Below are 22,343 nucleotides of genomic sequence, written 5' to 3' on the forward strand. Positions count from 1 at the left end.
GTGGCCCCTGCCGGTGCCCGGCCCGCCCGCCCGCCACGACACCCACGGCGGGGCACCGACGATCATGTGGACTCCGCCCGGCGACCGTGCCGCACCGCACGGTAGGTTGGGTGGGTGCAGGTCGTCGCCACGCTCAGTCTCAAGGGTGGCGTCGGCAAGACCACGGTCGCACTGGGTCTGGCCGGCGCGGCGCAGCGTCACGGCGTCTCCACCCTCGTGGTGGATCTCGACCCGCAGGCCAACGCCACCACCGCGCTCGACCCGGAGCCGACCACGGCCACCGTCGCCGACGTGCTGGACGAGCCGCGCCGCGCGGTCGTCGAGCGGGCCATCGCGCCGTCGGCGTGGGGCGAGGGCCTCGACGTGCTGGTCGGTGCGGAGCAGACCGAGCGGCACAACCACCCCGACCCCGGGGCGGCGCAGCTGTACCGGCTCGACCGCGCCCTGCAGCGGCTGGCGGGCGAGCTGATCACCGACGACTCCGGCGGCTCCGAGCCCGCCGAGGAGCGCTACCGGCTGGTGATCGTGGACTGCCCGCCGTCGCTGGGGCAGCTGACCCGCAGCGCGCTGTCGGCCGCGGACCGGGCGATCCTGGTGACCGACCCGACGATGTTCTCGGTGTCCGGTGTGCAGCGCGCGTTCGACGCGGTCCAGACCGAGCGCGAGCGGTCCAACGACCGCCTGCAGCCGTTGGGCGTGCTGGTCAACCGGGTGCGGCCGCGCAACACCGAGCACGAGTTCCGGATCTCCGAGCTGCGCGAGCTGTTCGGCCCCCTGGTGTTCAACAGCGTCCTGCCCGACCGCTCGGCGGTCCAGCAGGCCCAGGGCGCCTGCCTGCCGATCCAGGCCTGGGACACCCCGGGCGCCCGGGAGATCTCCGCGGTGTTCACCGCACTGCTGGGCCGGGTGCTGCGCAGTGCCTCGCGCCCCGCCGCCTCGGCCTGACCGACCCCCTCTCGGGTCTGCTCGCCGCGCGCCCGTTCGCGCCCGCCCGACCTGCCCCCGGCGCCGTCCGCCGCTCCGGCGGGGATCCTCACCGGGGCAGCAGCAGCTGCACCCGGGTCACGAACTGCTCGGCCTGGCGCAGCAGGTCGTCGGCGGCGCGCCGGTCGACGTGCCGCCCGATCCCGGCCTCGGCCTCGATCCGCAGCCGCGAGCAGCCGGCGAAGAACACCGCCCACTCCTCCAGCTCCGGTGCGACCTCGGCGAGGAGCCGCCAGACGTCGCGCGGGGCTCCCCGGCGAGTCCTGGGCCGGGCCCGCATGGCCAGCACCGCCGCCCCGGCACGGAGCGCGGCGAGGTAGGCCGCCGGGTAACGACGCAGCGGCTCGGTCTCCCGGTGCGCCTCGGCGAGCTGCTCGGCAGCCTGGCGCAGCAGCCCGAGCGCATCCCGCGACGGCGGAGCGGGCGCGGGCGACCGGAGCGGCGCGACCGGCCGCGCGGTCTCGCCGGCCGATCGGACGGCGCCGCCGTCCGCCGGCGCGGTTGTGCCCGGCAGGGGGATCACCTGCCCGGACCGGCCGGCGGCTCCGGTCGACCCGGATCGACCCGACCGTCCGGTGCACCCGCCCCCCACCGGGTCCGTACCGGTCCGGCCGCTCCCCCGCCGGGACGGCGCCGCACCGGACGCGGACTCCGTACGGTCGGCAGCGGCCCGTGCCGAGCCCCGCCCCGAGCCCCGTGCCGCGCCGCAGTCCAGCGGCCACAGCCCGTCGGCGACCGGCCGCGCCCGGGCGGGCCGCCGCGCCGGTGGGGCGGCGGCCACCGGGGCGCCGCCCGGCCGGCGGACCGCGGCGCCGGCAGCGCCAGGTCCAGTTCCATCGTCCTGCTCCGCACGTGCACCTCCCGCACCTCCCGCACCACTCAGTCGACCTTCACCAGGTCCCACACGCCCGGACCGGACCGCATCCGCAGCACCACCTCACGCGGCGGCTCCTGCGGGTCCTGCACCGACCGGGCGAGCACCCGCCAACAGCTCAGCCGGTCCCCGCCCACCGGCATCGGCGACGGGAACGGCCACGGGGACTCCTCGATCCACTGGTCTCGAACCCCGGTGACCAGAAAATGTTCCCCGCGGCGCGACGGACGCCGGGAGAACTCGACCGGCTCACCGTTCTGCCAGCGCACGTCGATCGCCGCCGGCTGGCGGGACCGGAACAAACGCGAGAAGCCGCCCACTGGCATCACCACGCCCTCCACCCGGTGGCCGGGCCTCGGTTCCCACCACCGGAATCGGTCTCCGGGACGCCCGGCGACGGGGTGCTTCCCCCACTCCGCCCACCGGACGCCCCGGCATCGAACGCGCGTTCGACATACGACAGTAGAACGCGTGTTCGATCGTCGCGTCAAGTCGGGTGCCCGGGTGGCGCCACTCACCCACCGGCTCCGTGGCGGGGCACCCGGTCCGGACCCGCCGCAACCGGCCGGGCGTGGTGTGATGGGGACATGCACCCGGACACCGACCCCGCACCCGCGCGGGCGTGCGGTCCCCACCGGGGCCGGTGGTCGCCGTGACCGCCGCGCCGTCGCGGGCGCGTCTGGTCGGTCTCGGCCGCAGCGAGTTCGCCGACCGGCTGGGCGAGGCGATCGACGTCTACGTCACCGCGATGGGCTACCCGCGGTCGACCGCACGCCAGCGCCGCTCGCTGTGGCTCGAGCACTCCTACCGACCGGGCTGGCGCTCGGTCGGCTGGCTCGACGCGCAGGACCGGCTCACCGGCATCGGCTACGGCTACTGGGGCGGCCCCGGGCAGTGGTGGTTCGAGGAGGTCCGTCGCGGACTACGGGCCCGGCGCGGGGAGCCCGACGCCGTGAGCGTCGACTGGCTGACCGACTACTTCGAGCTGACCGAGCTGCACGTCCACCCGCAGGCCCAGGGCTCGGGCATCGGTGAGGCGCTGCTGCGGGCGCTGGCCCGCGACGCCGCCCGGAGCCGGATGCTGCTGTCCACCCCCGAGTACGGCCGCGCCAGGCCCGGCCGGGCCTGGCGGCTCTACCGTCGCGCCGGGTTCGTCGACGTGCTGCGCGAGCACCTGTTCACCGGCGACCCGCGTCCCTTCGCCGTCCTCGGGCGCGAGCTTCCCCTGCTCCCCACGGATCACCCGACACACGCCCCCGAGTGACACCGGGACCGTCGTACCCGGGTGGCACGATGACGCCATGCCGTCGCACCACACCGCGCCACCCGCACGCCGTCGAACCCGGACGCGTGCGCTCGTGCTGCTCGCGGTGCTGGCCCTGCTCGCGCTGACCGGCTGCGCCCGGGTCCAGGTGGCCCTCGCCGTCCAGCCGGACGACACCGTCGACGGCACGATCGTCGTCGCGACGCCCGCGGGCGCGCCGGACGGTCGCGGCCCGCAGCTGGCGGTCCCGGCCGACCTCACGGACGAGGTCGAGCTGTCGCCGTACGACCAGGACGGCTTCGTCGGCACCCGCGCGGCCTTCGAGAACCTCACCTTCGCGCAGGTCTCGCAGCTGAACCTGCTCGGTGGGAACGCCTCGGGCCGGGCGAACCTGGAGCTGCGCCGGGTCGGGGAGCGGATCGCCGTGCAGGGCCGGGCCGACCTGACCACGATGCCGGTGGACCGGGCCGACGTGCGGCTCGCGATGAGCTTCCCGGGCGAGGTCGTCGAGTCCGACGGCGAGACCGACGGCGGCACCGTCACCTGGGAGTTCGTCCCCGGTGAGGTCTCACAGATCAACGCCTCGGTGATCTCGACCGATCCGAACGCGCCGTCGATCCTGGGCTGGTCGTTGCTGCTGGCCGGACTCGTCGTCGTCGCGGCGGGGGCCGCCGTGCTGCTGGCCCGGCGCGACCGGAACCCGCCGATCCGGCGCTGAGGGCACGCCCGTCCGGCGTCAGGCGGCGTCGCGGCGCTCCTCGGCGAGCACGGCGACGGTCTCGCGGGCGGCGGCCCGGCGGGCCTGCGCGCGACGACGCCGCACCCGCCACCCGACGACGCCGGCCACGACCACGACCGCGAGGACCACCCAGCCGGCGATCCCGAAGGCCTTCTCGAACTGCTCGGCGGCCTCGCGCAGCAGGAAGCCTGCGGTCACGTGCACGGCCGACCAGACCGTCGCCCCGACGACGACGGCGGGCAGGAACCGCCGCAGCGGCAGTCCGGACGCGCCCGCCGCGGCCGGGGTCATCGTCCGCACCACCGGCAGGAACCGGGCGCCGAGCACCGCCCACGGACCCCAGCGGCGCAGGGTGCGGGCGGCGTCGTCCCAGGCGTCGCGGCCCATCCGGCCGATGATCCGGGACTCGCGCAGCCGCGGGCCGAAACGGCGGCCGACCGCGTAGCCGATCGAGTCGCCGCAGGCCGCGGCGACGGCGACCACTCCGGTGACCAGCACCGCGGCCGGGACGTCCGGGACGGCCATCGCGGCGCCGATGAGCACGGTCTCGCCGGGCAGGACGAGCCCGACGCCGATCGTGGTCTCGCCGAGGGTGACCAGCCCCGCGACAAGCACCACCACCCACAACGGGACGGAGGTCAGGAAGTCGATGATCTCGGTGATGGGAGGCTCCTCGGCCGGGTTGACGGGGCCGCGTCAGTCGACGCAGGGCACCCCGTCGGCGGTCAGCTCGGGCTGGGTGTCGGCGGCCGGGGTCGGGTCACCCCGGGGCGCCGCGGCCCGTCCGGTCCTGCTCTCCGTGGTGACCGGGGCCGGTGTCGGCGCGGCGGGGTCCGCGTCGTCGCCGGCCCCGGGGTCGGCCGGCGCCCCGGGCGCGGTCAGCCCGGCGAAGAACGCGGTGACCTGCGCCGGGTCGACCTTCACCGCGACACCCTCGCTGCCGGTCCGGTAGTCGGCCCGGCCGGTAGGGATGGTGCGGAAGGTGACCCGGTCCCCGCGCAGCTGCGAGGCGTGGGCCAGCATCGAGGTGAGATCCCAGCCCTGGTCGAGCACGACCGCCCCGTTGATCGCCTGCATCAGGTCGGCGACGGCCGTCGGGTCGGTGAGGGTGCCCGCCGACAGCAGCCGGTGGGTCAGCCCCGCGAGGAACGCCTGCTGACGGCGGACCCGGTCGAGGTCGCCCTCGGGCAGGCCGTGGCGTTGGCGGACGAACTGGAGCGCCCGGGCGCCCTGCACGGTCTGCGGGCCCGCGGCGAAGTCGGCGCCCGAGTAGCTGTCGTGCACCGGGGCCTTGAGGCACACCGGGACGCCGCCGAGCGCGCGGGTGATGTCGGCGAACCCGGCCAGGTTGACCTGGGCGTAGTGGTCGATCGAGACGCCGGTGAGCTCCTCGACGGTGCGCACGAGCAGCCTGCTGCCCGCGGCGTTGGCCGCCCGCTCCAGGTCCGGCCCGCTCAGGCCCTGGCGGACCAGGTCCGGCCGGGCCATCGCCGCGCCGCGCGCCAGCGCAGAGTTGATCTTGTGCAGGCCGAGGCCGGGGACGTCGACCCAGGAGTCGCGCGGGATCGACACCGCGGACGCGCCGAGGTCGGGGTCGTCCGGGATGCGGACCAGCATCAGGGTGTCGGTGTTGTCCTGGCCGTCGGCGTCGCCGGCGTCCAGGGCGTCCAGGACCTCGCGCGGGAGCGGGTTGCCGCGGGCGTCGACCCGGGAGTCGCTGCCGACCAGCAGGATGTCGGTCGCGCCGTCGGCGACGTGCGGGCCGGTGACGTCGGCGGTGGTCAGGCCGCTGGTGCCACCGACCATCGCCCAGCCGGCGCCGGTGGCGAGGAAGACCGCGACCGACAGCGCCGCGACGAGGCCGCGGACGCAGTGCCACCGCGGGGCCGGTGTGCGCTGCTCGGCGCGGGGCCAGGGGGCGACCGGGCGCATCGGCGTGGTGGGACGGGCGCCGGGGTCGGCGGGCCGGGACCGCGGACCGGCCGACGCACCGCCGGGGACCGCCGGTGACGGCCGGGGGCCGGCGGGACCGCCGGAGCGGGGCCACGCCTGCGGCGCCCGGGTGTCGCGCCGGGCCGCCGCGCCCCGGGCCGCGGAAGCCCGCGACGACGCGTCGGACGTCGACGGCGCGGCTCCGGAGCGCCTCGTCGCCGCACCGGGGGCGGGCGGGGTCGCGGCCCCCCGGGCCGTCGGGGCGCCGGGCGGACGGGGCGTGCCGGCACGGTCCGGACGCGGACGGCCCGGGGGCACCGGGCCCGGCGGCGTCACGCGCTCCCCCGGTCGCGGACGGCGTCCGGCCCGCGACGGCGGTCCTGTGCGGCCACCACGGTGCGGACCACCTCGACCATGCCGGCGTCGGCGATGACGTAGATCTGGTGGCGGCCCTCGCGACGGGCCCGGACCAGCCCGGCGAGCTTGAGCTTCGCCAGGTGCTGGCTCACCGCCGCCACCGGCTGGCCGAGGACCGCGGCGAGCGTGCCGACGTCGCGCGGGCCCTCGGCGAGCAGCCAGACGATCTGCAGCCGCGAGGTCGCGGCGAGCATCCCGAACGCCGCGGCCGCGTCGGCCAGCAGCTCGGGGTCGAGGGGCTGCGGGCCCTCGGGGGCGGTCTCCACCGGACCTCCAGACAGTTGCGTCACTTACGCAACTGTTACCGTACCGGGCGGCACCGGACGCGGTGCCGGGGACCGGAGGAGCACCGTTGGACCGGACGATCGGACGCGACGGTGCCGCGGCACGGCCGCCACCCGCATCCGCCGGTCCACCCGCCACGCCCGGCGAGCCCGCACTGCGGCACTGGGCGGACGCCGACGCGTTCGCGCTGTTCCGGGGCCTGGAGTCCTCGCGCCGCGGACTCTGTGAGGACACCGCCGCGCTGCGGCTGCACGTGCACGGCGACAACGCCACCGACGCCGTCCGGCGCACGGGCGCGGCCGCCCGTGCCCGCCGCGCGCTCGCCGGCCCGTTCTCCGGCCTGATGACGGTGCTCGGGGTGCTGCTCGCCGTCGCCGGCAGCCCCGGCAGCGCGACACTGGTGCTCGTCGTCGCCGCGCTCGGCGTCGGGCTGCGCCTGTGGCACGCCGTCCGCAGCGACCGGCTCTCGCGGGAGCTGCGGGCGCACGCCGCGACCACGGTGACGGTCCGCCGCCGCCCTGCCCCCGGGACGACACCGCGGGACAGCGAGGTGCCGCCGGAGGACCTGGTGCCCGGCGACGTCGTGCTGCTCGGCGCGGGCGACCCCGTCCCGGCCGACGCGCGGCTGCTGCGCGCCCGGGACCTGCTGGTCGACCAGTCGTCGCTGTCCGGGGAGCTGCTGCCGGTGGCGAAGGCTCCGCCGTCGTCACGGGCGCCGTCGTCACGGGGGCCGCGGCGACGGCCGTCGCGGGCCGGGTCCGACGACGGGCCGGTCACCGCGCACCCGGCGCTGCTGTTCGCCGGGAGCACGGTGGTGCGCGGCACCGCGACGGCGGTCGTGCTGGCCACCGGCGCGCACACCCACACCGCGGAGCTCGCCGGGCGCGGCCGCCGTCCCCGGCCGGAGTCGGAGGTGGACCGGGGCCTGCGGTCGGTGCGCCGGGCGCTGGTGCGCTGCATGCTGCTCGCGGCGCCACTGGTGCTGCTGGTGAACGTCGAGGTGTCCGGCGACGTGCGGCAGGCGCTGTTGTTCGCCGTCGTCGTCACGGTGGGGCTGGCCCCCGAGCTGCTGCCGCTGATCGTCGGGACCACGCTGCTGCGCGGCACCACCCGGCTGCGCGAGTCCGGGGTGCTGGTGACCCGTCCGGAGGCCATCCACGACCTCGGGTCGATCGACATCGCCTGTCTGGACAAGACCGGCACGCTCACCGAGGACCGGGTGGTGTTCACCCACTCCGTCGACGTCGACGGTCGTCCCGACCCCGCCCCGGCGGACGCGGCGGCGGTCGCGGTGCGTTTCCAGACCACCCCGCGCGACGGCCTCGACGACGCCATGGCCGCCGCCGACCGGGACGGGTCGGCGCTGCTGGCCCACGGCCTGCTCACCCGGGTCGAGGAGCTGCCGTTCGACCACGCCCGTCGCCGCTGCGCGGTGGTGCTGCGCGACGCGCACGACCCCGGTGAGCTGGTGATCGTGCGCGGTGACCCGGACACCGTGCTCCCCCGCTGCACCCGGGTCGCGCGCGCGGGCGAACCGGTCGAGCTGACCGCGTCGCTGCGGGTCGCGGCCGCCGACGCGGTGGCCGGGCACCGCGCGACCGGGCTGCGGGTCGTCGCCGTCGCCACCCGCCGGACGCCCCTGCTGCGCCCGCTGGGCGCCGGTGACGACGACGATCCCGAGCGCGACCTGCTGCTGCTGGGCTTCGTCGGGATGGTCGACCCGGTGCGGGAGTCCGCGGCCCGTGCGGTGGAGCGCTTCGCCGAGCAGGGCGTCGCGGTGAAGGTCCTGACCGGCGACGACACCGCGGTCGCCGAGCAGGTGTGCGCGCGGGCCGGGATCGCCGTCACCGGGGTCCTCGACGGGGCCGCGCTCGACGCGCTGGGCGAGGTCGCGCTGGCCCGCGCGGCGGAGCGCACCACCCTGTTCACCCGGCTCGGACCGCTGCAGAAGGAGCGGGTCGTCGCCGCGCTGCAGGCCCGCGGGCACACCGTCGGGTTCCTCGGCGACGGCCTCAACGACGTCGGCGCGCTGCGGATCGCCGACGTCGGGATCGGCGTCGACGGGGCGGTGCCCGCCGCGCGGGCGGCGGCGGACATCGTGCTGACCGACCGCAGCCCCGACGTGGTCGTCTCCGCGGTCGAGGAGGGCAGGCGGACCCTGGGCCGCGCCACCCGCTACCTGACCGTGACCGCCGCGCTGAACGTCGGCAACACGCTGTCGGTGCTGGTCGCCTCCGCGGTGCTGCCGTTCCTGCCGCTGCTGCCCGCGCAGCTGCTGCTGCAGGGCGTGCTGTTCGGCGTGGCCGCGCTCTCGCTGTCGTTCGACCGGGTGGAGCCGGGGTGGACGGCGCGGCCCCGGCGCTGGGACACCCGCGGGATGCTGTGGTTCATGGCGGTCCTGGGGCCGCTGGCCTCGGCGTTCGACCTGGTCACGTTCTGGGCGGTGTGGCGCTTCCTGGGCCTGGACACCCCGCAGGAGCAGGCGGTGTTCCAGGCCGTCGGGTTCTCCGAGGGCATGCTGTCCCAGGTCCTGGTGCTGCTCCTGCTGCGCACCAGGGCGGGACGCGCGTCGCGGCCGGTGGTGGCGACGGTGTGCGCCGTCGTGCTCGCCGGGCTCGCGGTGCCCTACACCCCGCTCGCCCCCCTGTTCGGGATGGCGGCGCCGCCGCCCGCGGTGTGGCCGCTGCTGGCGGCCGTCGTGCTGCCGTTCCTGGCCTGCGTGGCCGCGATCCGGCCGCTGTACCTGCGTCACGTGCTGGGGATCGACGCCGCGGACCCCCGCCGGGAGCGCTGACCGTCGCGGGGCCGGGGACGTGCGTCCCCGGCCCCGCGGACCGGTTCGGAACAACTCAGAGCAGCGAGGACCAGTAGGTCCAGAAGCGCTGCAGGATCAGCCCCGCGATCACCAGGAACCACAGCACGACCGGCACCGCGTGGTAGCCGGCGATCCGGGCGTGCAGCGCACGCGCGCCGCCGCCGAGGGCGTCCAGGGTCGCGAGCAGCGAGTACCAGAAGATCGGGATCGTCACGACCCACACGACCATGCAGTACGGGCAGAGCGCGCCGATCCGGTACAGGCTCTGGACGATCAGGTAGTGCACGAACACGACGCCGAGCGCGGACCCGACGGTCAGCCCCACCCACCACCAGCGCGGGAAGCGGGCCCCGGCCAGCAGGGCCACACCCGTCGTCACCACGACCGCGAACGCCCCGATCCCGAGCAGCGGGTTCGGGAACCCGAAGAACGCCGCCTGCGGGGTCGTCATGACCGACCCGCAGGACAGCACCGGGTTGATGCTGCACGACGGCGTGTAGCTCGGGTCCATCAGCAGTTCGATGCGCTCGACGGTCAGTGTGAACGCCGAGACCAGCCCCAGCACGCCGCCGACGACGAGCAGCCACGGCAGGAACCGCGGCACCGGCCCCGGCACGGCCGGGGTGTCGGTGGGGACGCGGGAGAACTCCTCGGTCCGTGCCGCGGAGGGCGCCGCCGGGACGCTCATCGGTTCACCGCGGCGTCGAGGGCGTCGGTGATGTCCTGCACCGAGCGGAGCTGCACCTTCTCGCCGTTGACGAAGATCGTCGGGGTGCCCTCGACGCCCGCGGCGGTCCCGGCGTCCTTGTCGGCCTGGATCTTCGCGGCGGTCGCCGGGTCGGCGATCGCGGCGTCGTAGGCGTTCAGGTCGAGGCCGAGGTCCTGGGCGTAGCCGCGGAACACCGTCGCCGCGTCCGGGGACTCGGACCAGTCGCGCTGGGTCTGGAACAGGCGCTCGTACATCGGGTGGAACGCGCCCTGGGCGCGGGCGGCCTCACCGGCGAGTGCCGCCGCCTCGGCGTTCTGGTGCATCGGCAGCGGGAAGTTGCGGAACACGAACTGCACGCGGTCGCCGTACTGCGCCACCAGCTGGTCCATGATCGGCTGGACCTGGCCGCAGGCGGGGCACTGGAAGTCGGCGAACTCGACCAGGGTGGCCGAGGCGTTCGGGGCGTCGTTGAGGCGGGCGGCGTCGGCGGTGACGAGGCTGTCGGGCGTGCCGGCGGCGGCGCCGGTCTCTGGGGTGTCGGGACGCGTCGCGAACAGCAGGGCGGCCACGATCAGCGCGAACGCGCCGAGGGCGGCCAGGGAGATCTTCACGTTGCGGGTCATCGGGAGTCTTCCTCCACGGGGCCCGGCACGGTGGCCGGGTCGGAACGGGTGCGGGGACGCGGTGGCGGGGTGACCGCACGCCTCAGTTGCGGTCCACGCAGAGGTGCTCCACCGGCGACGGCGCGCACAGGGTCCGTTCCGGTGCGGTGGGTGGCGCGACGCCCGTGTGCCCGGAGGGCAGGACGGAGACGACGGCGACCGGGACCAGCGTGGGGGCCGGCACGTCGTCGTCGCGGCGGGGGGCCTGCTCGCAGTCCCCCGGGTGCAGCAGCGTGAGCGGGTGCTGCGAGCAGTCCGAGCCGACGACGACCGCCGGCGCGGCGCCGTGGCCGCCCGAGGCGGTGGCGACGGCGGGTCCCGCGCAGAGCACCAGGGCCAGGACCAGCAACGTCAGCGGGGCGAGGACGCGCACGTGCCTCACCCACCTCTCCGCTCCGGCCACGGCCGGACACCTCCGGCAGCGTCGGTGACGATACCGAGGGGCGCTCGCCGCCCCGGCGCTCCCCCACGGCCCCGCGCGGGCGGTGACCGGCCACAGCGCCGGGACGCCCGGTCACCGGTCCGCTACGTTCGGTGCGTGAGCTTTCCCGAGCCCGGCGCGGTGTGGCGCCCCGCCGCGACCACCGAGCGCGCCGTGACCTCCCCGACCGGCTCGTGGACCCGGTTCGCCGCCCCCGGCACGGAGGTCGGTGGCGGGTTCGGCCTGTTCGAGTCGTGGATCCCGGCGGACTCGCCCGGCGCGCTGCCGCACCTGCACACCGGGTTCACCGAGAGCTTCTACGTCCTCGACGGCGCGCTGCGGATCATGACCGACGAGACCTGGACCGAGGCCGGGCCGGGTGACCTGGTGCACGTCCCGCACCGGGGCGTGCACGCGTTCCGCACCGGCCCCGACAGCGACGCGCGGTTCCTCATCCTGTTCGTGCCCGGCGCGCCGCGGGAACGCTACTTCCGGGGGCTCGCGGAGTTCGCGGCACGGGCGACACCGCCGTCGCCGGAGGAGGTCGACGCGTTCGCACTGACCTGCGACCAGGTCAACCTGCGCGACCACCCGGGCTTCTGAGCGGGGCGGCCGGGCTCAGCTGACCAGACCCGCCCGGAACGCCAGTGCGACGAGCTGGACGCGGTCACGCGACTGCGTCTTGGCGAGCAGGTGCCCGATGTGGGTCTTCACCGTCGCCTCGGAGACGACGAGGTCGGCCCGGATCTCGGCGTTCGACCGGCCGTTGCCGACGAGGACGAGCACCTCCCGCTCCCGCGGGGTCAGCTCGGCGAGCGCGGCGACGGCGTCCACCGACGGCTCCGCCGCGGCCGGCTCGGGCGCGGTGAGCAGCGGCCGGGTGGCGCGCAGCAGCCGCCGGGTGGAGACCGGGTCGACGACCGAGTCGCCGCGGTGCACGGTGCGGACGGCTTCGATGAGGTCCTGCGGGGACACGTCCTTGAGCAGGAAGCCGCTGGCACCGGCGGCGATGGCCTCGGTCACGGACTCGTCGAGGTCGAAGGTGGTCAGCACCAGGACCCGCACCCCGGGGTGCTCGGCGACGACCCGGCGGGTGGCGGCGATGCCGTCGAGGCGGGGCATCCGCACGTCCATCAGCACGACGTCGACCTCGGTGCGGTCCAGCTCGGCGAGTGCGGCCTCGCCGTCGCCGGCCTGGGCGACGACGGCGAGGTCGTCGCAGGAATCGAGCACCATCGCGAAGCCGGTGCGGACCAGCTCCTGGTCGTCGACGAGCATCAGTCGTACGGGGTTCACCGTTCTCCTCGGGCCAGGGGTGTGAGGGGCAGGCGCAGCCGGACCGTCCAGCCGCCGTCGGCGCGCGGCCCGGCCTCGACCGAGCCGCCGTGCAGGGCGGCGCGCTCCCGCATGCCGGTCAGGCCGTGCCCGCCGCGCGGCGGGGTGGGGACGGGGCCGCGGGCGCCCTCGTCGTGGACGCGCACGGTCAGCTCGTCGGTGGTCCACCGCAGCTCGACGTGGGTGGGCACGCCGGTCCCCGCGTGCTTGATGACGTTGGTCAGCGACTCCTGCACGATCCGGTAGACGGTCAGGCCGGGGCCGGTCGGGAGCTCCCGCGGGGTGCCGACGGTCCGCAGGTCGACCGGCAGCCCGCCGGTCCGGACCTGCTCGACGAGTGCGGGGACGTCGCCGACGCCGGGCTGCGGACGCGCGGGGTCGGTCTCGGTGCCGTCGTCCGGGCCGGTGTCGCGCAGCATCGACAACAGACCGCGGACGTCGGACAGCGCGGAACGGCCGGTCGTCGCGATGCCGGCGAGCACCTCGACGGCCTTCGCCGGGTCGCGCTGTGCGGCGAACTGGCCGCCGTCGGCCTGGGCGATGATCCCGGACAGCGAGTGGGCGACGACGTCGTGCACCTCGCGGGAGATCCGCGACCGCTCGGCCAGCAGCTCGAGGCGGACCTCCTGGCGGCGGCTCTCCTCCAGCAGCCGGTTGCGTTCGCGCAGGTCGAGGGTGCGACGGTGGGCGGCGCGGCGCAGCGACCCGAGCAGCCACACCAGCAGCGGGACCGTCGCCATCGCCCCGATCAGGGCCAGCAGCACCAGCGGCGTCATGTCCGGGGAGGCGAACAGGGCCGCCGGACCGCGGGCCACGAACGGTCCGAACACCCCCACCATGAGCACGACCAGGGCCAGCCAGCCCGCCCAGCGGGGCCCGTAGGCCACGGCCGAGTACCCCATGACCAGCGACGGCAGCAGGAACGCGGCCGTCGTGCCGGGCAGCCCGAAGGAACAGACCAGCGCGACGACCGCGGTCGCGATCGCGGCCGGCATCGGGTACACCCGGCGCAGCGGGACGGGCAGCGACGCCAGCACGGAGACGACCAGCGCCTCGATCCGCATGTCCGAGCGGACGCCCTTGCCCTCCAGTGTCCAGCTGACCGCGACCCAGATGAGCAGGGCGGCCAGCACGGCGTCGACGACGACGGGGTTGCGCCGGCCGAGCGCCACCGCACGTTCGACGAGGGTCGGGGCCTCCGACGGCGACGAGCGCAGCGCGGGCAGCCGACGCACGACGTCCCGCAGCCGTGTCGCGGTGCTCATCGCGTCTCCTCCCGGCCGGGACCGGCCTGTCGCGCCGACCACGCCGGCCCCGTGGTCGATGATCGCCGATACCCGATCGTGTCGGCCGCCCGGCCCGCCGTCGTGCTGTCCATGTCTCCAGCCTCGCGCGGGGCGGCCGCGCGGGACATCGGAGCGGGGTCCGATCCCCGGTCTCCGACCGTGGGCGGAGACCCGGCGGCGCGGACGGAGACGCCGTGCACCAGTGCCTCCAGCGGACCGCGCCCGACGAGCCGGCGCCAGGTCCACGCTGCGGCCACCGCCAGGCCCGCGACCAGCGCCGTCGCCGCCCACGGCGCGTCCTGCGGCCACCCGCCGAGTGCGGCGAGCAGCGCGATGTGCCCGGCGTACAGGGTCAGCGCGAGCGCGCCGGTCGCGGTGAGCGGAGCGAGCAGCCGTCCCCCGTACCGCGCGGCGAGCAGGCACAGGCCGAGCACCGCGACGGCGACCCCGGCCGCCCCGACGACGTCGAACGGGCTGCCGCTGTGCGGGGACGCGGCGAGCAGCCAGGCGGGTGTGGTGGTGGCGACCGTGCCCAGGGCGGTGCCGCCGAGCAGCTGCAACGCGAGCTCGGCCGGGACGCCGAGCCGGTCGGCGACGGGCGCGACCGACGCCAGGAGCGCGTCGCGGCCACCCAGGACGTCCAGCGCCAGCCAGGACCCGGCGTAACCGAGCACCGCGCCGGCGGCCCCGCCGGCGACCAGCCGCGTGCCCGCGGTGCGCAGGTCGAGCCGGCCGAGCGCCATCCCGAGCAGCAGGAACGGCATCCAGGTCAGGACGGGGTAGGCGCCGCTGAGCAGCACCGTGTCGAGCGCGTGCAGCAGGCCGGCGGGCGAGGTGAGATCGGACAGCTGCACGGTCGCGCCGAGCACCGTCCGGCCGTCGGCGTCGGGGGTGGACCCGAACCTGGCACGCAGCACCCAGGACAGCAGCGGCCCGGCGACGGCCCAGACCGCGGCGGCGACCGCGAGCGCCCGGGCCGGCGCGAACAGCACCGGCAGGAGCAGCCAGAACAGCACCCCGTAGACGACGAGGATGACCATCGGTCCACTGCTGATCTCGGCCAGGAGCAGCCCGAGGACCACCAGCAGCAGTCCCCGCACCGCGATCCGGCGGCGCAGCCACGCCCGGTTCCGCGCGGTCGGCGCGGCGAGGACGGGCGCGGCCATCAGGGTCAGCGACACCCCGCCGAGCACCGCGAACAGCACCGCGGCGCGCCCGGTGACCGCCTGCACCAGCCAGGTCGACCCCGCGGCGACGGCGACGTGCGCGACGATCATGCCGAGGACCGCGAGACCGCGGGCGGCGTCGAGGCCGGCCACCCGGGCCCGTCCGGGACGGTGCCGGCCGCGCGGCCACGACCCGCTGTCCGGTCGGGCGGGTGGCACCTGCGGTGGGCCGGGGATCCGGTCTGTCGTGGTCATGCTGCAACGGTGCGGGCCCGGGCCGGCCGGGCGCGTCGGAGCGGGGAACGATCTGCGCCGTCCGACCACGGTCGTACGGTCGCTCCCATGAGCGATCCCTTCGCGGTGATGGTCGGCGACGAGCGGACCCAGCTGACGGCGTTCGTCGAGGAGTACCGGACGCTGATCGCCGGCCTTCTCGACGGACTGACCGAGGAGCAGGCGCGACGGCGGCTGGTCCCGTCGGCGACGACGCTGCTGGGGCTGGTCCGGCACGCCGCGTTCATGGAGACGGTGTGGTTCGGCATCGGGGTCCACGGCGCGACGCGCGCGGAGCTCGGCATCCCCGAGACCGTGGAGGAGTCGTTCCTGGCCCGTGACGACGAGACCATCGGCTCGGTCCGGGACCACTACCTGCGGGTGTGCGAGCGTTCCCGGGACGCCGTGGCCGGGCTGGCGCTCGACGACACCGTGACCGGACGCGGGTACCCGATCACGGTCCGCTGGCTGCTGCTGCAGGTCCTGCGGGAGCTGGCCCACCACTGCGGGCACGCCGACATCCTGCGGGAGCAGATCCTGGCGGCGGGCTGAGTCGCCCGTCGCCGCCACGTCCGTCGGTCCCGGGAGGGTCAGGCCCCGGGGCCGGCCGGGGCCGTCGGTGCGGCGCCACCGCCCGCAGCCCCGCCGCCCGCAGCCCCGCCACCCGCAGCCCCGCCACCCGCGGCACCGCCACCCGCGGCACCGCCACCTGCGGGGCCGCCCGCCGGCGGGTGTCCGGTCGACGGGCGGCCGGTGCCACCGCCGGATCCGGTGCCGGTCACGTCCGGCGCCCCGTTCCCGGTGCCCGTGCCGGATCCCGTCCCTGCTCCGGATCCCGGGCCCGACGCGGGCCCGGCTCCCGCCGGGGGCGCGGGGGCCGGTGCGGTTCCGGTGCCGGAGGGCTGTCCCGTGCCGGCGCCAGGCGTGCCGGGTCCGGCCGGGCTCGTGCCGCCGGGTGGGGTGCCGGGTGCCCCCGGGGTCGTCCCCCCGGCGGGGGCGCTCGGAGCCGGGGCAGCCGGTGCCACCCGGCCACCCGCCGCCGGTCCGCCCGGAACCGGCGGAGCGGAGGGCGCCGCCGGTGCGCGGCCGCCGCCCGGTGCCGGGCTCGGTGCCGGGCGCTGTGCCGCGCTCGATGCCGGGAGCTGTGTCGCGGGACCGGCCCGCCGCTCGTCCGGGCCCGCGGCCGGGTCCGGGCGGGACGCGCGGTCGGGATCCGGGTCGGCCCGGTACCGCTCCGGCGAGGCGGCCCGGTCAGGCGCCCCGTCACCGGAGGAGACCCCGGGCATCGGGACCAGGGGTCCCGGCCCCCCGGGGAGACCCGCGGTCACCCCGTCCGGGCGGGTCACCGCCGTCGGGTCGGTCGCGCCGGGCCAGCCTGCGCCGTCGCTCTGCTCCGACACCAGCGCGACCGCGCCCGCGGCCGCACCGGCGGCCGCCAGCAGGGACCCGACCAGCACCGCTGCCGTGAGCCGGGGCGTCGCGCGCGGCCCGACCGCGGGGACACCGGGCAGGGTCGGGTGCGGGCCGGTCGGCGGTGGCAGCGAGCGGGCGCCGTCGGGCGGTGGGACGGGCGGCGTTCCGGGCACGCTCGGCCCGGCGGTGCCCGACCCGGCGGTGCCCGGCGCAGCGGCGGCGGGCGCCGTGGATCCCGGTCCCGCGGCCGCCGTCGACACAGCGGCCGTCGACACAGCGGCCGTCGCACCAGCAGAGGTCGACGCAGCAGAGGTCGCTTCGACGGAGGCGGGCGCAGCGGAGGCCGGGCCCGGCTCTGCGGTGCTCTCCCGATCCGGCGCAGCGCCCGCCGCGGGGGGCACCTCGGCGGTGAGCACCGGATCCGCGGTCGCGGAGTCGTCGGAGGACGGTGCGGCGGCCTCCGGCACCGCACGGGGCCGCGTCACGCCGGCCCCGAACGCCTCGATGCCCGGAGGACCGGGCTCGTCCACAGACGGGCCGACGAGCGGCGCCACTCCCAGGAAGGGCGACGTCGGCCGCAGCGGGGGTCGTGGAGGCGGCGGGCGGAAGGGCCGGCGCACCGGCCGGTCCACTCGGTCACCGGCGACGGGGTCGGCGCCGGTGTCTGGACGCCGCACCGCCCCTGCGTCGTCCGCGACCTCACCATCGGTGTGGTCGGCGTCCCCCTGCCTCGACACGAGGTCCCCTCTCCGCATGGCGTGGCCACGATTGTCGAGCCCCCGGACACCGCGCTCCAGGTGCCGCGACGGCCGTGCACCCGTTCGGGGGCGCCGACCGCACGGCCGAGTGACCCCCCGGACGGTCCGCGCGCTCGCTGTCACACAACGTGACAAACGAGAGGGTCTCATTATCGGACACCCCTCCGAGGTGCGCGTTACTTCCGATGATGGGTACGTTCCGTAACTAACGGGTGGGCTGTTCGAGTGATCACGGCTCGTTCGCGGAGTACGGAGGGGGTCGGGTTGTCCATGATCGAGCGGAGGGTGACCGTCCTGCACCGCAGTGCCGGACGGTCGACGACGACCGCCCCCCTGCGCGAGGACCTGCGCGCCCGTCACGACCGCGCCGCGACCGACGTGCGCACCGCGGGACGTCGAGGCGACATGCCCGGACTGCTGGACGCCACCCGTCGCGTCCAGCAGGTCCTCACCGCCGCCCGTCGCGACCTGGGTCCGGACGACCCCGACACGCTCGTCGCCGAGGGGACCCTCGCCGTCGCGCTGCTGCTCGGCTACGACCGCACCGGCGGGCTGGAGCTCGCCACCCACAACCTCGCCGCCCGCGAGGCGCTGCTGGGCCCGGACCATCCGGCGTCACTCGCGGCCGCCGACGCCGTGGCCGCGGCCCACCGGGAGACCGGCGACGCCGAGGAGGCGGTCCGCCGGCACGAGGACGTGATCACCCGGCGGACACGGGTGCTCGGCGAGAACCATCCCTGCACGATCGCCTCCCGGGCCGCGGTGGCGATCGCGCGTGCCGACACCGGCGACCTGCGCGGGGCGGCCGGGCTGCTCGCCGCGACGCTCGAGGTCGCCGAGCGCGCACTCGGCGACGGGCATGCGGTGACCGACGACGTGCGGGAGCTGCTCGCCGACTGCCGCGCCGCCGACGCCGCGGAGCGCGCTGCGGAACCGATCGGGGAGCCCGAGCCGCCGACCGGCGTCCTCCCCCGGATGCGCCGTCCGCCCGAGGACGCCGAGCCCCCGACCGAGGTCCTCCCCCGGACCCCCGACCCGCGCGAGGACACTCTCCCGACCTTCTTCGACCGGCCCTCCGGTCCGCTGCGCGTCGTGCGCTGACCGGCCCGACGGGCTCGGGCCCGCCGGTGCAGAATGACCACGGGGCGCGCGACGTCGTCGTGGCCGGGGTCGCGCACGCCCTCGACTCCTCGACTCCTCGACACGCTCTGCCCGCAGCCCCCGGAGGACCCCCATGACCCTCGACCCGAGCACCTACACCCAGCTGCGGTTCGAGCGCCGCGACGACGGCGTCCTGCTCATCACCATCGACAACCCGGCGAAGTACAACGCCGCCGACGAGGTCCTGCACGGCGAGCTCGCGCGGGTCTGGCGGGACGTGTCCGCCGACGCCGCCACCCGGGTCGCGGTGATCACCGGGGCCGGGAAGGCGTTCTCCGCGGGCGGGGACCTCGGCATGGTCGAGCGGATGGCCGGCGACCACGAACGCGTCTCCCACATGCTCCGGGAGATGTCCGACCTGGTCTGGAACATCATCGACTGCGAGAAGCCGGTCGTGTCGGCGATCAACGGCGTCGCCGTCGGCGCCGGGGTGGTCGTCGCGCTGCTCGCCGACATCGCGATCGCCGCCGAGGACGCGAAGCTGGGCGACGGCCACGTGAAGCTCGGCGTCGCCGCCGGGGACCACGCCGCGATCATCTGGCCGCTGCTGGCCGGGATGGCGAAGGCCCGCTACTACCTGCTGACCGGCGAGATGGTCACCGGCGCCGAGGCCGAGCGGTTGGGGATGGTCGCGAAGGCGGTGCCGCGCGACCAGGTCCTCGACGAGGCGCTGCGGGTCGCGCACGCCCTGGGCACCGGCTCCCAGCAGGCCATCCGGCTCACCAAGCGGGCGTTGAACTCGTGGCTGCGCAGCGCGGGACCGGCCTTCGAGCAGTCCGCCGCCTACGCGATGTTGACCTTCATGGGCCCCGACGTGGTGGAGGGCGCCGCCGCGCTGCGCGAGAAGCGTCCCCCCGACTTCCCCTCGGCACGGGGCTGAGCCTGGTGCAGGGTGGGTGCACGCGCGTCCCACCACACGCCAGGAGCACCACCGTGACCCTCACCGGATCGCCCGCGGAGACATCGCCCACCGACCCGGCAGGCCGCCCGGCCCTGCTCGCCCTGCACGACCGGCTCGCCGCCGCGGTCCGGCCGGCCGCCGTCGCCACCCGGGCGATCGACCGGCTCCGGATGGCCCACGACGCGTCGCACTTCGCCCGTACCCCGGCCGCGGTCGTGACGGTGTCGAGCGCTGCCGAGGTCGCCGCGCTGTTCCGCGCGGCGGGCGGGGTGCCGGTGACGTTCCGCTCGGGCGGGACGAGCCTGTCCGGGCAGGGCGTCACCGACGGGATCCTGGTCGACGTCCGACGGCACTTCCGCGACGTCGAGATCCTGGACGGCGGCGAGCGGGTGCGCGTCGGGCCCGGCGCGACGGTGCGCTCGGTCAACACCCGGCTCGCCCGGTACGGCCGGATGCTCGGCCCGGACCCGGCCAGCGAGGTCGCCTGCACCCTGGGCGGGGTCGTCGCGAACAACTCGTCCGGGATGGCCTGCGGCACCGCCGCGAACAGCTACGCGCTGCTCGACTCGGTCGAGCTCGTCCTGCCGTCGGGCACCACCCTGGACACCGGCGCACCCGGCGCCGACGACGAGCTGCGCGCCCGCGAGCCGCGGCTGTGGGCGGGCCTGGCCCGGCTGCGCGACCGGCTCCGCGGCGACACGGCGCTGCGCACCGAGATCGAGCGCCAGTTCGCGCTGAAGAACACCATGGGCTACGGCCTGAACTCCTTCCTCGACCACCACGACCCGGTGCAGGTCCTGGCCCGGCTGCTCGTCGGCTCCGAGGGGACGCTGGCGTTCCTCGCCTCGATCACCATGCGCACCGTGCCGGTGCTCGCCCACACCCGCACCGGGCTGCTGGTGTTCGACGACCTCGCCGCCGCCAACCGGGCCCTGCCCGGCCTGGTGGACTCCGGCGCCGCGACGATCGAGCTGCTGGACGCGACGTCGCTGCGGGTCGGACAGGGCGACACCGATGCCGACCCGCGGCTGCGGGCACTGACCGTCGAGGCGCACGCCGCGTTCCTCGTGGAGTACCGCGGGCACACCGCCGACGAGGTCACCCAGCTCGCCGGGGACGCCTCCGCGCTGATCTCCGGGCTGCCGCTGCGGGGCCCGCGGGAGCTGTCCGCGGACCCGGTCGCGAAGGCCGGGCTGTGGAAGCTGCGCAAGGCGCTCTACGCCAAGGTCGCGGGCGCCCGCCCGCCGGGCACCGCGGCGCTGCTGGAGGACGTCGCCGTACCCGTCCCGGACCTGCTCGCGACCTGCGAGGGCCTGATCGCGCTGTTCGCGAAGCACGACTACGACCACGCCGTGATCTTCGGGCACGCCAAGGACGGCAACGTCCACTTCATGCTGACCGAGACCCTCGACGACTCGGGCACGGCGGGCGGCCGGGACCGCTTCGGCCGGTTCACCGACGACATGGTCGACCTCGTGCTCGCCCACGGCGGGACGCTCAAGGCCGAGCACGGCACCGGCCGCATGATGTCGCCGTTCGTCCGCCGCCAGTACGGTGACGAGCTCTACGAGGTCATGCAGGAGATCAAGCGGCTGTGCGACCCGCAGCGGATCCTCTCCCCCGGCGTCGTCCTCGACGACGACCCCACCGCGCACCTGGCCGGCCTCAAGACCGCCCCGGCCGTCGAGTCCGAGGTGGACCGCTGCGTGGAGTGCGGGTTCTGCGAGCCGGTCTGTCCCAGCCGCGACCTGACCACCACCCCGCGGCAGCGGATCGTGCTGCGCCGCGAGATGGCCGCCGCCCGGGCCGCGGGCGACGACGCCCTGCTCGCCGAGCTGGAGGCCGACTACGCCTACGACGGCGTCGACACCTGCGCCGTCGACGGCATGTGCGGCACCGCCTGCCCCGTCCTGATCAACACCGGTGACCTGGTGCGACGGCTACGCGGCGAACGCGACCACGGCCCCGCCGGCGCGGGCTGGACCCTCGCCGCCGAGCACTGGGGCGCCACCACCCGGGCCGCCGGCCTGGCCCTCACGGTCGCCAAGACCGTGCCCGGCGCCGGGCCCGCCTCCGCGGCGCTGCGCCGGGTCGCCGACCCCGAACAGGTGCCGCAGTGGAGCCCCGACCTGCCCCGCGGCGGCGGGCGCCGGGTCCCCGGCGGTCTGGTGTCCACCGACGCCGACCTCGTCCTGTTCTCCTCCTGCACCGGTGCCATGTTCGGCTCGGCGGGCCCCGGAGCGGGCGAGGCGTTCTCCCGGCTCTGCGGACGGGCGGGGCTGCGGGCGAGCGCACCCGCCGGCCTGGGGTCCCTGTGCTGCGGCACGCCGTGGAAGTCCAAGGGGCTGCACGACGGGTTCGCCGCGATGGCCGAGCGGGTCCTACCCGCGCTGTGGACGACGAGCCGCGGTGGGGCGGTACCGGTGGTGTCCGACGCGTCGTCGTGCACCGAGGGCCTGCGGGTGATGGTCGCGTCCGGGCCGGAACGCTACCGCGGCCTGCGGGTCCTCGATGCCGTCGCGTTCACCGCCGAACGGATCCTGCCCGCGCTCACCGTGCCCGCCCGGCTGACCCGGCTCGTCCTGCACCCGACCTGCTCGGCCACCCAGCTCGGCCTGCTCGACTCGCTGCGGCGCCTGGCCGCAGCCGTCGCCGACGACGTCGTCGTCCCCGACTCGTGGAGCTGCTGCGGCTTCGCCGGGGACCGCGGGATGCTGCACCCGGAGCTGACCGCGGCGGCCACCGCCGGGCAGGCGTGGGAGCTCGCCGGGGTCGACGCCGACGCCCACGCCTCCTGCAACCGCACCTGCGAGATCGGCATGAGCCGGGCCACCGGCCGCGACTACGAGCACGTCCTGGAGGTGCTCGAACGCCTGACCCGCGCCTCACGTCCGGCAGTGACGGGGACGACACCGCACTGATCCGTTCGGGTGGCGCCATGAGCAGTT

Annotated in this window: 21 protein-coding genes; 9 read left to right on the forward strand and 12 right to left on the reverse strand. The window is 76.4% G+C overall.

Annotation, left to right across the window (positions count from 1 at the left end; all coding sequences use genetic code 11):
• The first annotated feature begins 114 nt into the window (after positions 1 to 114).
• Complete coding sequence (locus FVA95_RS02580) at positions 115 to 945, forward strand: ParA family protein (RefSeq protein WP_020623749.1); 831 nt, start codon at positions 115 to 117, stop codon at positions 943 to 945.
• Between the two features lie 88 nt (positions 946 to 1,033).
• On the opposite strand, the gene FVA95_RS02585 is transcribed toward FVA95_RS02580, so the two are convergent.
• Complete coding sequence (locus FVA95_RS02585; protein WP_240051218.1) at positions 1,034 to 1,507, reverse strand: SAV_6107 family HEPN domain-containing protein; 474 nt, start codon at positions 1,505 to 1,507, stop codon at positions 1,034 to 1,036.
• Positions 1,508 to 1,863: 356 nt separating this feature from the next.
• A complete protein-coding gene (locus FVA95_RS02590; protein ID WP_051050348.1) occupies positions 1,864 to 2,184 on the reverse strand; it encodes a hypothetical protein in 321 nt (106 codons plus the stop codon).
• 326 nt (positions 2,185 to 2,510) lie between these two features.
• Here FVA95_RS02590 and FVA95_RS02595 point away from each other — a divergent pair, with 326 nt between their 5' ends.
• Positions 2,511 to 3,122, forward strand: a complete 612-nt coding sequence (locus FVA95_RS02595) for an N-acetyltransferase (RefSeq protein ID WP_193564281.1) — start codon at positions 2,511 to 2,513, stop codon at positions 3,120 to 3,122.
• Positions 3,123 to 3,159: 37 nt separating this feature from the next.
• Positions 3,160 to 3,840 (forward strand): DUF3153 domain-containing protein, encoded by a 681-nt coding sequence (locus FVA95_RS02600; protein WP_149662760.1) that lies wholly within the window; start codon positions 3,160 to 3,162, stop codon positions 3,838 to 3,840.
• Between the two features lie 18 nt (positions 3,841 to 3,858).
• Here the strand turns inward: FVA95_RS02600 and FVA95_RS02605 are convergent, their stop codons facing one another.
• The 3 genes from FVA95_RS02605 to FVA95_RS02615 all read right to left on the reverse strand — a co-directional run bounded on the left by FVA95_RS02605 (position 3,859) and on the right by FVA95_RS02615 (position 6,476).
• On the reverse strand, positions 3,859 to 4,479 hold the full coding sequence (locus FVA95_RS02605) for a DedA family protein (protein ID WP_240051219.1): 621 nt from the start codon (positions 4,477 to 4,479) through the stop codon (positions 3,859 to 3,861).
• A gap of 78 nt (positions 4,480 to 4,557) precedes the next feature.
• Positions 4,558 to 6,129 (reverse strand): LCP family protein, encoded by a 1,572-nt coding sequence (locus tag FVA95_RS02610; protein WP_149662762.1) that lies wholly within the window; start codon positions 6,127 to 6,129, stop codon positions 4,558 to 4,560.
• The gene (locus FVA95_RS02615; protein WP_240051220.1) at positions 6,126 to 6,476 is read right to left on the reverse strand and encodes a metalloregulator ArsR/SmtB family transcription factor; all 351 of its coding nucleotides are present in this window, start codon (positions 6,474 to 6,476) and stop codon (positions 6,126 to 6,128) included. The genes FVA95_RS02610 and FVA95_RS02615 overlap by 4 nt, the downstream gene beginning before the upstream one ends.
• An 86-nt stretch (positions 6,477 to 6,562) precedes the next feature.
• Between FVA95_RS02615 and mgtA the strand changes: the two genes are divergently transcribed.
• On the forward strand, positions 6,563 to 9,289 hold the full coding sequence (mgtA, locus tag FVA95_RS02620; RefSeq protein WP_240051221.1) for a magnesium-translocating P-type ATPase: 2,727 nt from the start codon (positions 6,563 to 6,565) through the stop codon (positions 9,287 to 9,289).
• 55 nt (positions 9,290 to 9,344) lie between these two features.
• On the opposite strand, the gene FVA95_RS02625 is transcribed toward mgtA, so the two are convergent.
• The 3 genes from FVA95_RS02625 to FVA95_RS30675 all read right to left on the reverse strand — a co-directional run bounded on the left by FVA95_RS02625 (position 9,345) and on the right by FVA95_RS30675 (position 11,063).
• Positions 9,345 to 9,998, reverse strand: a complete 654-nt coding sequence (locus tag FVA95_RS02625) for a vitamin K epoxide reductase family protein (protein ID WP_149662763.1) — start codon at positions 9,996 to 9,998, stop codon at positions 9,345 to 9,347.
• Complete coding sequence (locus tag FVA95_RS02630) at positions 9,995 to 10,642, reverse strand: thioredoxin domain-containing protein (protein WP_020626884.1); 648 nt, start codon at positions 10,640 to 10,642, stop codon at positions 9,995 to 9,997. The genes FVA95_RS02625 and FVA95_RS02630 overlap by 4 nt, the downstream gene beginning before the upstream one ends.
• Before the next feature lie 82 nt (positions 10,643 to 10,724).
• Positions 10,725 to 11,063 (reverse strand): hypothetical protein, encoded by a 339-nt coding sequence (locus tag FVA95_RS30675; RefSeq protein WP_161992167.1) that lies wholly within the window; start codon positions 11,061 to 11,063, stop codon positions 10,725 to 10,727.
• Positions 11,064 to 11,219: 156 nt separating this feature from the next.
• Between FVA95_RS30675 and FVA95_RS30680 the strand changes: the two genes are divergently transcribed.
• The gene (locus FVA95_RS30680; protein WP_161992168.1) at positions 11,220 to 11,705 is read left to right on the forward strand and encodes a cupin domain-containing protein; all 486 of its coding nucleotides are present in this window, start codon (positions 11,220 to 11,222) and stop codon (positions 11,703 to 11,705) included.
• 15 nt (positions 11,706 to 11,720) lie between these two features.
• Here FVA95_RS30680 and FVA95_RS02640 read toward each other — a convergent pair whose 3' ends face one another.
• From FVA95_RS02640 to FVA95_RS02650, 3 genes are read right to left on the reverse strand one after another with little or no spacing between them, the layout of a single operon-like run.
• A complete protein-coding gene (locus FVA95_RS02640) occupies positions 11,721 to 12,398 on the reverse strand; it encodes a response regulator transcription factor (protein ID WP_233147492.1) in 678 nt (225 codons plus the stop codon).
• On the reverse strand, positions 12,395 to 13,702 hold the full coding sequence (locus tag FVA95_RS02645) for a sensor histidine kinase (RefSeq protein ID WP_149662765.1): 1,308 nt from the start codon (positions 13,700 to 13,702) through the stop codon (positions 12,395 to 12,397). The genes FVA95_RS02640 and FVA95_RS02645 overlap by 4 nt, the downstream gene beginning before the upstream one ends.
• Entirely contained in the window at positions 13,699 to 15,144 is a 1,446-nt protein-coding gene (locus FVA95_RS02650) for a heparan-alpha-glucosaminide N-acetyltransferase domain-containing protein (RefSeq protein WP_149662766.1), read from the reverse strand. The genes FVA95_RS02645 and FVA95_RS02650 overlap by 4 nt, the downstream gene beginning before the upstream one ends.
• Before the next feature lie 87 nt (positions 15,145 to 15,231).
• Here FVA95_RS02650 and FVA95_RS02655 point away from each other — a divergent pair, with 87 nt between their 5' ends.
• Positions 15,232 to 15,714 (forward strand): DinB family protein, encoded by a 483-nt coding sequence (locus tag FVA95_RS02655; RefSeq protein WP_149662767.1) that lies wholly within the window; start codon positions 15,232 to 15,234, stop codon positions 15,712 to 15,714.
• 38 nt (positions 15,715 to 15,752) lie between these two features.
• Here FVA95_RS02655 and FVA95_RS02660 read toward each other — a convergent pair whose 3' ends face one another.
• Complete coding sequence (locus FVA95_RS02660; protein WP_149662768.1) at positions 15,753 to 17,312, reverse strand: hypothetical protein; 1,560 nt, start codon at positions 17,310 to 17,312, stop codon at positions 15,753 to 15,755.
• 291 nt (positions 17,313 to 17,603) lie between these two features.
• On the opposite strand from FVA95_RS02660, the gene FVA95_RS02665 reads away from it, so the two are divergent.
• From FVA95_RS02665 to FVA95_RS02675, 3 genes are all read left to right on the forward strand, one after another.
• On the forward strand, positions 17,604 to 18,434 hold the full coding sequence (locus FVA95_RS02665; RefSeq protein ID WP_149662769.1) for a tetratricopeptide repeat protein: 831 nt from the start codon (positions 17,604 to 17,606) through the stop codon (positions 18,432 to 18,434).
• A 133-nt stretch (positions 18,435 to 18,567) separates the two neighbouring features.
• The gene (locus FVA95_RS02670; RefSeq protein ID WP_149662770.1) at positions 18,568 to 19,374 is read left to right on the forward strand and encodes an enoyl-CoA hydratase/isomerase family protein; all 807 of its coding nucleotides are present in this window, start codon (positions 18,568 to 18,570) and stop codon (positions 19,372 to 19,374) included.
• Between the two features lie 53 nt (positions 19,375 to 19,427).
• A complete protein-coding gene (locus FVA95_RS02675) occupies positions 19,428 to 22,316 on the forward strand; it encodes an FAD-binding and (Fe-S)-binding domain-containing protein (RefSeq protein WP_240051222.1) in 2,889 nt (962 codons plus the stop codon).
• Positions 22,317 to 22,343: the final 27 nt, after the last annotated feature.

This window comes from Pseudonocardia sp. EV170527-09 (assembly GCF_008369905.1).
In the GTDB taxonomy this organism is placed as follows: Bacteria; Actinomycetota; Actinomycetes; order Mycobacteriales; family Pseudonocardiaceae; genus Pseudonocardia.

Bases quoted from the DNA above. Each gene is read 5' to 3' on its own strand.
- FVA95_RS02645 (WP_149662765.1), bottom strand. From the start codon at position 13,702: ATGAGCACCGCGACACGGCTGCGGGACGTCGTGCGTCGGCTGCCCGCG.
- FVA95_RS02670 (WP_149662770.1), top strand. From the start codon at position 18,568: ATGACCCTCGACCCGAGCACCTACACCCAGCTGCGGTTCGAGCGCCGC.
- FVA95_RS02625 (WP_149662763.1), bottom strand. From the start codon at position 9,998: ATGAGCGTCCCGGCGGCGCCCTCCGCGGCACGGACCGAGGAGTTCTCC.
- FVA95_RS02650 (WP_149662766.1), bottom strand. From the start codon at position 15,144: ATGACCACGACAGACCGGATCCCCGGCCCACCGCAGGTGCCACCCGCC.
- FVA95_RS02630 (WP_020626884.1), bottom strand. From the start codon at position 10,642: ATGACCCGCAACGTGAAGATCTCCCTGGCCGCCCTCGGCGCGTTCGCG.
- FVA95_RS02590 (WP_051050348.1), bottom strand. From the start codon at position 2,184: ATGCCAGTGGGCGGCTTCTCGCGTTTGTTCCGGTCCCGCCAGCCGGCG.
- FVA95_RS02600 (WP_149662760.1), top strand. From the start codon at position 3,160: ATGCCGTCGCACCACACCGCGCCACCCGCACGCCGTCGAACCCGGACG.
- FVA95_RS02655 (WP_149662767.1), top strand. From the start codon at position 15,232: ATGAGCGATCCCTTCGCGGTGATGGTCGGCGACGAGCGGACCCAGCTG.
- FVA95_RS02665 (WP_149662769.1), top strand. From the start codon at position 17,604: ATGATCGAGCGGAGGGTGACCGTCCTGCACCGCAGTGCCGGACGGTCG.